Below are 9820 nucleotides of genomic sequence, written 5' to 3'. Positions count from 1 at the left end.
ATCTTTTTCCACAGAGTTGTAGGCGGGTTCAATTACGCATGATAGCATTCGATTGACGCAGCCTATCTATATGTTATATCCTCATCTTTGTATCCAAGCACGTATACCTTTTATTTTAACATATTCAAGCCCAAAAGAAAAAGGCTTTGAGGGCCTTTTTCTGTGAATCTTCAGCAAGTTCTATATAAAAATTTTAGAGCTAGATATAGCTTTTGATTATTTTTACGATTTCACGAATTCAGTGCTGTCGACATAAAAGCGTGTTTTGTGGGTTCCACCTTTGTAGTTCTTGTTGTTGCGTTTCAAGACAAAACGTCTGTATGGATCGGAAGTTCCTTGGATGGTCGTTGTCACTTCAACTGAATCTTCATTGATCACCCATTCATCAGGCGAAGGAATCTCCATCGGTGGCATCGCTCCGCCACGCCCACCAGATACAATTTCGTAGAAGGCCTTGTCTTTTGTCGAATAGATCCAGCCATTTTTCTTTTCATTTGTTAGTTGGATCAACTTGTCTTGTGAAAGACTGCGGATAGAGTCCGATGTCTCTTCTGCCTCTAATTTATCAATGATATCTTGCAAATTATAGGTCCCCGGCGTGTAGGTATTGTAGTAATCAATGAACATGTCTTGTGGGTAACCATCAACCGCACCGTGATCATTGTTCAACTCCAGCAAGCGAGTCGGTTGTACCTGAAGCGAATAGGTCAAAGACGCACTGTTTTCAATAATCGAATAGATGTCCGCTTGGTCTGCTTTTGACAAGGTTCCAATGGCTTCTTTATCATGTTCATCTGACTTAGCTTCTTCTGTTTGCTCTTTTTCTTGGGCCTTGTCAGATGATTTTTTGACCGATGAAGCTCCTACCGGACTGTGCTTACGCTCATAGCGTTTTGGGGCGCAAGCTGCTAGGGAAAGCAAGAGGGCTGCAGCTAGTAAATATGTTCCAATTTTTTTCATGCTTGTCTCCTTATTTTTCAGTTCACACGGTAGTACAAATCGTTCCCATTCGTAGCATCACTCTTACTCCAGTAAATGGATTCACTGCCACCTTCTCTTGAAGGAATGAAAAGAATAGGCGTTTCATTCGTTGCCCCAGGCATCCGACTAACTCCGTGTAAATTGCCTTCCTTGAAGTAAAAACCAGAAAATTGAACACCATTGACAGCACTACCATTGACCTTCACAATTCCTTGCGCATCAAACTCAATGCTCGTACCGTACTTATTTTTCCAAACTCCCGCTACACTTGAGAAATTTCCAGCTTTTATTTCATCTAGATTCATCTCAGTGCTTGTTTTGGCAGGGGCAAGAATTGATTCGGCATTTCCATCCACCCGCGTTGTGAATTCAAGGGCAATCCAGTCTTGTCCAGATTCCAATTTGCCCCAAGTATGACCATCTGCCTCTACGGTTTCCGTGATGGTGTGAATACCTTTTGCGATCATTCCTGCAGAGGGAGCTGACGTCGAGGGCTCTTTACGAATTCGAAGATCAGCAACGCTAACTTGTACTTGGAAGCTCCCCGATTTTTTCTCTTCTGCTTTAGCTGTTGATTTAGAGTCGGCTGAACCGTCAAAAGTTTTCCAGTCTAGCTTACTGAGGTCCAACTGCTTGGCTGAAATCCCAAGAGCCTGCTCTGCTGTTTGGTCCCCACCGATTTGAATGGTTGCTTTCTTTTCTTCCTTGGCTTCCCCTTTTCCTAGCGAATAAAGGGTCAATTCCCGGTCTGGGCTCACAGATTGCCAAGTGGCGTAGACAATTTGCCCATTATCAAAAAGATCTAGGCTTGAGCGATAGCCACCCACCGCAGCTGTATAAGCTGTATGGAGCAATTCAGCTTTTTGACCCTTGAGGTAATAGATAGCAGAAACATACTGTTTGTTTCCAGTGTATTGATTGGATACCAAGAGCTCATCAACACCATCTTTGTTCAAGTCTGTAAAAGCATATTGGAAGGTTACCGGAGTTCCTAAGCGCTCCAAAGCATCTAGATAGATGCTTTCTTCTGAACCAGATTGTATTTTACCCAATTCCGCAAACAGGCCTGACTTATCGCCATTTTTAAGAGCTGTATCATACTTAGCATACCGCTCCAAAACCTCTTGATAATACTTTTGACCTGTATCCTTCTTCTCTTTTTTAACCGATGATGATGTTGCTGTCTTTGGTTTACTTTGGCGTTCATAGCGTTTGGGCGTACAAGCCACCAGAGCTAGAACGGACGCACCCGCCAGTAGTGAAATCATGACCTTTTTCATAAAAACCTCCTCATATCTATCCTAGTATATCAAAAATGGTCAATTTTTCCAGCTCTTTTCAAGATTTTTACACAAGCATTTTCCCCTCTCCCCCTATGTTTCTGTCCTATTTTCTGCTATACTTAAGGAAGAATACCGATCAAAAGGAGAACATTATGGAATTAAAAAAACGTTCTGAATTTCCTGAGAACGAACTCTGGGACCTCACAGCCCTTTACCAAGACCAAGAAGACTTCTTGCGTACCATTGAAAAAACACGTGAAGAAATCAATGAATTTGTCCGTAACTACAAGGGCAACCTTCACACCTTTGAAGACTTTGAAGCTGCCTTTGCGATCTTTGAGCAAATTCAGATCCAACTCAGCCACATTGGCAACTACAGCTTTATGCCCCAAACGACTGACTTCGGCGACGAAGCTTTTGCGGAAATTGCTCAAGCGGGGATGGATTTTGAAACTTGGGCAAGCGTCGAACTTTCCTTCTTTGATGATGCTTTGGTAGAAGCGGATGAAGATGTCCTTGAACGCCTGGGGCAACTCCCTCACCTCACTTTTGCCATTCGTCAGGCTAAAATTAAAAAAGCTCACTACTTGGGAGCTGATGTCGAAAAAACATTGACCAACTTGGGTGAAGTCTTCTACGGACCTCAAGACATCTATACCAAGATGCGGGCAGGCGACTTTGAAATGGCTGATTTTGAAGTGGATGGAAAAGTTTACAAGAATAGCTTTGTCACCTATGAAAACTTCTACCAAAACCATGAGAATGCGGAAATCCGTGAAAAAGCCTTTCGTTCTTTCTCAGAAGGTCTCCGCAAGCACCAAAACACGGCTGCTGCTACCTATCTAGCTCAAGTCAAGTCTGAAAAGCTGATTGCAGATATGCGGGGCTACGACTCTGTCTTTGACTATCTCTTAGCTGAGCAGGAAGTAGATCGTGCCATGTTTGATCGCCAGATTGACCTGATCATGAAGGACTTCGCTCCAGTCGCTCAAAAATTCCTCAAACACGTGGCCAAGGTCAATGGTCTTGAGAAAATGACCTTTGCTGATTGGAAGTTGGATTTGGACAGCGCGCTCAACCCAGATGTCACCATTGATGATGCCTATGATTTGGTCATGAAATCTGTGGCACCTCTTGGGGAAGAATATTCCCGCGAAATTGCCCGCTACCAAACCGAACGCTGGGTTGATTTCGCAGCCAATGAAGGCAAGGATTCCGGTGGTTATGCAGCCGATCCATACCGCGTCCATCCTTATGTCCTTATGAGCTGGACAGGACGGATGAGTGATGTTTACACCCTGATCCACGAGATCGGACACTCTGGTCAATTCATCTTCTCAGACAACAACCAAAGCTACTTCAACGCCCACATGTCGACCTACTATGTGGAAGCTCCTTCTACCTTTAATGAGCTCCTCCTCAGCGACTATTTGGAACACCAGTTTGACGATCCTCGTCAAAAACGCTTTGCCTTGGCTCACCGTTTGACAGATACCTACTTCCACAACTTCATCACCCACTTATTGGAAGCAGCCTTCCAACGCAAGGTCTACACCTTGATCGAAGAAGGTGGTACCTTCGGCGCTAGCAAGCTCAACAGCATCATGAAGGAAGTCTTGACAGAGTTCTGGGGAGATGCCGTTGAAATCGATGACGACGCAGCTTTGACCTGGATGCGCCAAAGCCACTACTACATGGGACTTTACAGCTACACCTACTCAGCTGGCTTGGTTATCTCAACAGCGGGTTACCTGCATTTGAAGAACTCCGAAAATGGAGCGAAAGATTGGCTAGACCTCCTTAAATCAGGTGGTAGCAAGACCCCACTTGAGTCAGCCATGATCATCGGAGCAGATATCTCAACGGACAAACCACTTCGCGATACCATCCAATTCCTTTCAGACACTGTGGATCAAATCATTGCCTACAGTGCAGAATTGGGAGAATAAACTCCTCTACAGCTAACTCTAAAATAAGCTAGTAAAAATGCAGAGGTGCTAGGGATGTATCAAGAATTACAAAGTAAAGTGACAGAAGAAAAACCAAGCTATAATCGAGAAGAAATCCAGTGGTTGCTGGAACATTTGGGTGATCCTTCACCAGAAATTCGCGATGATCTCGTTTTTACAAGCTTGGCTAGAGGGATTCAGGAAGAACTCTTTACACGGGAACAATTCCATTTCATTGCTGAGACGATTTCATCCGACGAAGGAATAGAAAAAGAGATTGATAAGATTGGGCTATCAACACTTGAGCGTTCTTTTAGAGCACTCGTTTATGCCAATCTCTTGTCTGCAGATGCCAACAAACAATCGATTTTTTATCAAAGATTAAAAGCTGATATAAGATATATTTTACTGGATCAAGGCTTACACTATCTTTTAAAAGAAAAGGATACAACAGGTTTTTCCAGTCAGTATGGCTGGGTTCACGCTTTTGCGCATGGAGCTGATCTTTTGACAGAAGTAGTTTGTCATCCGGACTTTCCTAATGACAAAGTTCATAAAGTCTTTAACACACTTGGTCAAATCTTTAAAAGAATTTCAATTCGTTTTACTGATGATGAAGATTGGCGTTTAGCTAGAGTGCTCTATGAACCTATTTTGCAAGGGAAAATCGAGCAAGAACAAGTAGCTTTTTGGATAAAAACGCTTGACTTTCCGATAGAAGAAAGGGAAGATTTTTATAAATTTTCCAACCTTAGATCCTGTCTGTTAGAAGTCTATATTCAACTTGATCAAAGAAACGTTTTACAAGATGAGTTGAAAAAAGCCATTCAATCTTTTCAATACTAACTATTGCACAGTGAATGTAAAACCCTCCAAAAATTTTCAAGTCACTTTTCGTGAAAAAAATTATTGAAGACAAAAGAGCCTTGCTCCTCATTTAAGAGGGCAGGGCTCTTTCTTTGGATATATAAAAGCACTCCCATTTTACTACTGGAAGTGCTTATGATATTAACTCAACTCTGCCACAATGGCCTTAATTTGTGCTGCGGTGTGCACTCCTGCTACTTGTTTAACAACCTGCCCATCTTTTTTAAAGAGCAAGGTTGGGATGGACATAATGCCGAAAGCACGCGCTGTTTCTGGATTTTCATCCACATCCATTTTAACGATTTTCAAAACATCTTCTGAAAGTTCTTCAGACAATTTGTCCAAGATTGGACCTTGCATACGACATGGACCACACCAAGTTGCCCAGAAGTCTACTAAGACCAATCCGTCTTTAGTTTCCTGTTCAAATGTTGCATCTGTAATTGCTTTTGCCATAGTATTTCTCCTTTTAGTTATATTGGCTTAAATCTTGTTTCATGAGATAGAAGAAAACATCCCCGTAAGTCCCTTGGTAATCCAACTCATGACCATTATAGGTTAGTTTCACAACAGGATAAAAATCTGCTACCCCAATTAAGCAAGCTTGTTGGGAGCGTTCAAACTCATCGTAGGAATCAAAATGCATGACTCTTTCTTGTTTTGCACCGTCTAGATATGTAATATCAATCATAGCGATAACCTCTATTTCTTATGATGCATCAATTGTAACTCTAGATATTACATCTGTCAAACAAAACGACTTCCTCAGAATGATGGATCTCGTTCGATAACAAAAAGACAAGAAAAAAGCCCTCTGAATCCAGAGAGCTCCATTCTTGCTAGATAAAACGTTTCTAGACAAGGCGACGAACCGAAGATTGTACCGGATTTCTTCTGAAAACAAAAAATCTCCCCGAAGGGAGATAGTTCTGGTCTATTTTACCTTACGATGCTAGGAACCGTAGCCGAAGATTATACTCGAGTATATCGAGGCAAGGTGACAAAAAACAAAAAAGCTACTCAACTAGAGTAGCTTTATTTCAAGATATGCTCAATTGAACACGGCCTAAGCACTTGGCAAAAAAGAACAGCTCCCTGAATTCAGAGAGCTGTTTTGAGCTCGGGCTAAAATCCTAGTGAAAAAGATGAAACTCCTTGTGTTCATCGAACACTGTGTCGTTTCCCTATTTTCATACGGATTTTTGGCGCCCTTAGCATCATGATTAACGACGAAGTCCAAGAGAGTTGATCAACTCACGGTAACGGTTAACGTCGTTTGTACGAAGGTAAGCCAACAAGTTACGACGGCGACCGATTTTCTTCATCAAACCACGGTAAGTAGCGTGGTCTTTTTTGTGTTGTTTGATGTGTTCGTTCAAGTGGTTGATTTCCCAAGTAAGGACAGCAACTTGTACTTCTACTGAACCAGTGTCACCTTCGTGACGTGCGTATTGTGCAATGATTTCATTTTTTTTCTCTTTTGAGATTGCCATGATAAGCTCCTTTTCTTTATGCTCTATCCGAGTGGCAGGTTTGGCATATCCTGCTACCAAGAAAGAGTTAGTTGTCTATTCGACCTTCTTATTCTACCAAGATTTCATCTTTCTGTCAAACACTTATGTTTCCTTTGAGAGGAGCTTTTCTCTTTTCTAAAAAGAACCTTGGGAATTTGGACGGTTTGATGGATCATTCTTCAAGCAACTTATTCAAAAAGACAAATATCTCTAGGATATTTGCCTTTTATCGGTATGAAGCTTATTTCTCTTTCCGTTTACCACGCAAGAGCAAAGCCAAAGCAAAAATTGCTAAGAGTGCACCGAGTATGGTCAACCCGTAAGCAACAACTTCACCAGTTGATGGAAGAATTTTTTTCTTTCCTTCTTTTGGTGTAGTTGGAATTTCTGGTTTTTCCGGTGTGCTTGGCGGCGTTGTTGGTGGTGTTGTTGGTGGTGTCGTCGGTGGAGTTGTTGGCGGTGTCGTTGGTGGGGTTGTAGGCGGAGTCGCTGGCGGTGTGCCTGGTGGTGTGGTAGGAGGTGTTGTTGGTGGCGTATGACGGTTGGTTACCGTGAAACCATCAATGTTGCTTGTATAACCTGCTACTGGATCCTCTGTAATCGTGTAGGCAATCTTCTTACCTTCCTTGTATACGGGTAGATCCGTAAAGCTTGCTTGCCAATTATCAGTAGCAGTGATTTCTTTTACAGCTACTTCTTGACCATCCGCAAGGAGGCGAACTGTGATTTTTTCAGGACGAAGACCCTCTTTATTGTCTGCATCATCCCAGATCTTCTTAACTGCTACTTCCGTTACTTCTGGCGTGCGGCTATTGGTAATCACTACATTTCCCTTGTTACTGTCATCAACCGTACTAGTATAGCCTTTGACTGCCCCAACTTCTTTCACTTGGTACTGAATCTCTTTACCTTTCGCTTTTAGAGGCAAATTGCTAAAGGTATGAGTCCAGTTATTTTTAGCAGAAAGTTCCACTTCTTTTCCTTGAGCTTTGCCATCTGCATAGAGCTGTACCTTAATGGTATTTGGACGTTTGCCATCTTGGTCATTGTTGTCTTCCCAACGTTTTGTAACAGTGACGCTGGTTTTACCTGGCTTGTAGCTATTGGTAATGGTTGTCCCATCAATCGCAGCAGAATAATTGGCTACTGTGTCTTCTGTGACTGTGTAGACAATTTGTTTACCGTGATTGTATTTTGGAAGATTGGTAAAGACTGTCTTCCAATCAGTCGCTGCACTTAGCTCTTGGCTAGCTACTTCTGTACCATCTGCAAGGAGACGAACAGTGACCTTGTCAGGACGAACGCCATCTTGGTTATCATTGTCTTTCCAAACTTTCGTTACTGGAATCTCAACGATTTCTGGTGTCCGAGTGTTAGTAATATTGGTTCCCTCAATAGTGGCTTCATAGCCTTCAACAGGTTCTTCTGAAACAGTGTAGGCAATGACATTGCCAGCATCATCGACCACATCGAGATTATCAAAATGATAAGCCCAAGTTCCTGCCGCATCTTGTTTCACTTCTTTAGAAGCGACTTTGACACCATTTGCTAGGAGATTGACTGTGATTTTTGATGGACGCTTGCCATCTTGGTCATCATTGTCATTCCATGTCTTTTGACCAGCAACGCTTGTCTTTTCTTTTTGGTTCACAGCATCACGAGAAATCGCAAGGTCATTTCCAAAATCGTCCTTGCTGATCTTGATAGGTTCTTTAGAGAGAACATAGCCTGTTGGAGCCTTGATCTCTTGAACTGTATAAGCCTGCTTGATCAAGCCCGTAATGGTACCAACACCATTCTCATCTGTCGTAATGGTTCCCACTTGCTCACCAGTATCATCTGCTGTCACAGCAAAGACGGCACCGGCAAGCGCTTGACCATTTTCACCTTTTTTATGAATGGTGAAGGAGTACTTCTCACCATTGAAGTCTCCATCAAGGAACTGATACAGAATGTCTGCTACCTTATTTTGCTCCTTGATTTCTGTAGCTGTCATGCTAGCATTGTTTTTATAGGATGTATTGATGGCTGGGACCTTGTCCAAATAGACATCATAGCGAATCGTCATTCCTTGTTCAGGAGCTAGATCGCCAATATGAACTGTTAGAGAACGACCATCAGCGCTGACAACAGGGGAATAATTCTTGGTGACGTTTGTGGTATTTTTTAAATGATAAGCGCCATCTTCATCACTAACCTGCCAAGTTCCTGTATGGATGTTGACAGAATCTGCTTTGATCTTACCATCTGTAAAGGCCAAGTGGTCTTTGATATCAATATTATGAAGGGCTGTGTGGCCTTGATTGATATTCAAGGTATAGGTCAATTTTAATTTATCATCTGAGTTGGTCCACCCCCACTTGCTAAAGACTTCTGGAGTAGGAGGATTCTCACCTGGATTGACCCCTTTGTAATCGATATTCCCACCTGGAATCACATCTTTACCGATTTTAAGTTTGAATTCAAGTGTCTTTTGTCCTTTGACAACTTGGTGGTCTACACGCGCAAAGAAACGCAGTTTCCCTGTCACATTTGCCATTCTTTCAGGATAGTCCGTATAGGTCACTGTAATCTTTTTTCTTTGATCATCTACCGTTGCTGTCGCAACCTTTTGACCACTTGGATCCAGCAGGTCAATGGTGTCCGTTTCAAAGACCTTAAAGCCATCTCCAAGTTGGATTTCAGTCTGATCCCCTGCTTTTACGCTCCCATTCGGCAACTCAAAGTCTGCTTCAACTTGAAAGCTCTCCCAAACACCGAGTGGATCTGTAATCGCTCCACCAGTTGATTTCGAAATGTTTACAGATTTGACTACACTATTAATAGTATCTGCATGGACTTTAGCTATACTATTTGGTTTGGCAAATCCTAAAGCCGCTAGTAAAAATAGGGCAACTGCTGTCACAACAGAATAGAGCCACTTTTTCATAAACGATTTTTCTCCTTTTTCTACGTTTACTAGATAAGGTATGTGAGTTGAAAAATTATCACTACATATTGTGAATTTATACACAACCTATCTTTTTTCATTATAATCGATTTACTTTGAGAAGACAAGCTAAAATATATGCTTTTTGTATTTTAAGTACATTTTTTTGAAACAAATAAAAAATAGAGAGTGGGACAGAAATCGGTAATTCGTTAGAATCCGATTTCGTCGTCCCACCTCCGCACAGTTGAGTAGGGCTGTAAAAGCTGATGAAATCAGCGTAGTAGAGCCCACTCA

9 protein-coding genes are annotated in these 9820 nt (G+C 42.1%); 2 read left to right on the top strand and 7 right to left on the bottom strand.

Annotated elements, in window-relative coordinates:
* Positions 1 to 222 precede the first annotated feature (222 nt).
* A complete protein-coding gene (locus H7T92_RS09420) occupies positions 223 to 960 on the bottom strand; it encodes a hypothetical protein (protein WP_201037637.1) in 738 nt (245 codons plus the stop codon).
* Positions 961 to 977: 17 nt separating this feature from the next.
* On the bottom strand, positions 978 to 2261 hold the full coding sequence (locus H7T92_RS09415) for a DUF6287 domain-containing protein (RefSeq protein ID WP_201037636.1): 1284 nt from the start codon (positions 2259 to 2261) through the stop codon (positions 978 to 980).
* A gap of 155 nt (positions 2262 to 2416) precedes the next feature.
* Here H7T92_RS09415 and pepF point away from each other — a divergent pair, with 155 nt between their 5' ends.
* Both pepF and H7T92_RS09405 read left to right on the top strand, forming a co-directional pair.
* On the top strand, positions 2417 to 4213 hold the full coding sequence (gene pepF, locus H7T92_RS09410) for an oligoendopeptidase F (protein WP_201037635.1): 1797 nt from the start codon (positions 2417 to 2419) through the stop codon (positions 4211 to 4213).
* 54 nt (positions 4214 to 4267) lie between these two features.
* Entirely contained in the window at positions 4268 to 5059 is a 792-nt protein-coding gene (locus tag H7T92_RS09405; protein ID WP_201037634.1) for a DUF2785 domain-containing protein, read from the top strand.
* Positions 5060 to 5221: 162 nt separating this feature from the next.
* On the opposite strand, the gene trxA is transcribed toward H7T92_RS09405, so the two are convergent.
* The 5 genes from trxA to H7T92_RS10365 form a co-directional block, all read right to left on the bottom strand.
* On the bottom strand, positions 5222 to 5536 hold the full coding sequence (gene trxA / locus H7T92_RS09400) for a thioredoxin (protein WP_049485631.1): 315 nt from the start codon (positions 5534 to 5536) through the stop codon (positions 5222 to 5224).
* A gap of 13 nt (positions 5537 to 5549) precedes the next feature.
* On the bottom strand, positions 5550 to 5771 hold the full coding sequence (locus H7T92_RS09395) for a DUF4649 family protein (protein WP_049485630.1): 222 nt from the start codon (positions 5769 to 5771) through the stop codon (positions 5550 to 5552).
* A gap of 532 nt (positions 5772 to 6303) precedes the next feature.
* On the bottom strand, positions 6304 to 6573 hold the full coding sequence (gene rpsO, locus H7T92_RS09390; protein ID WP_003004251.1) for a 30S ribosomal protein S15: 270 nt from the start codon (positions 6571 to 6573) through the stop codon (positions 6304 to 6306).
* A gap of 262 nt (positions 6574 to 6835) precedes the next feature.
* Positions 6836 to 9523: a Cna B-type domain-containing protein gene (locus H7T92_RS09385; RefSeq protein WP_201037633.1), complete on the bottom strand. Its 2688-nt coding sequence runs from the start codon at positions 9521 to 9523 to the stop codon at positions 6836 to 6838.
* Positions 9524 to 9623: 100 nt separating this feature from the next.
* On the bottom strand, positions 9624 to 9820 hold a 197-nt coding region (locus tag H7T92_RS10365), incomplete at its 5' end, for a hypothetical protein (RefSeq protein WP_207185397.1).

The organism is Streptococcus parasanguinis (assembly GCF_016648855.1).
GTDB lineage: Bacteria > Bacillota > Bacilli > Lactobacillales > Streptococcaceae > Streptococcus > Streptococcus parasanguinis_L.
This window is presented reverse-complemented; position numbering and strand designations above follow the sequence as displayed.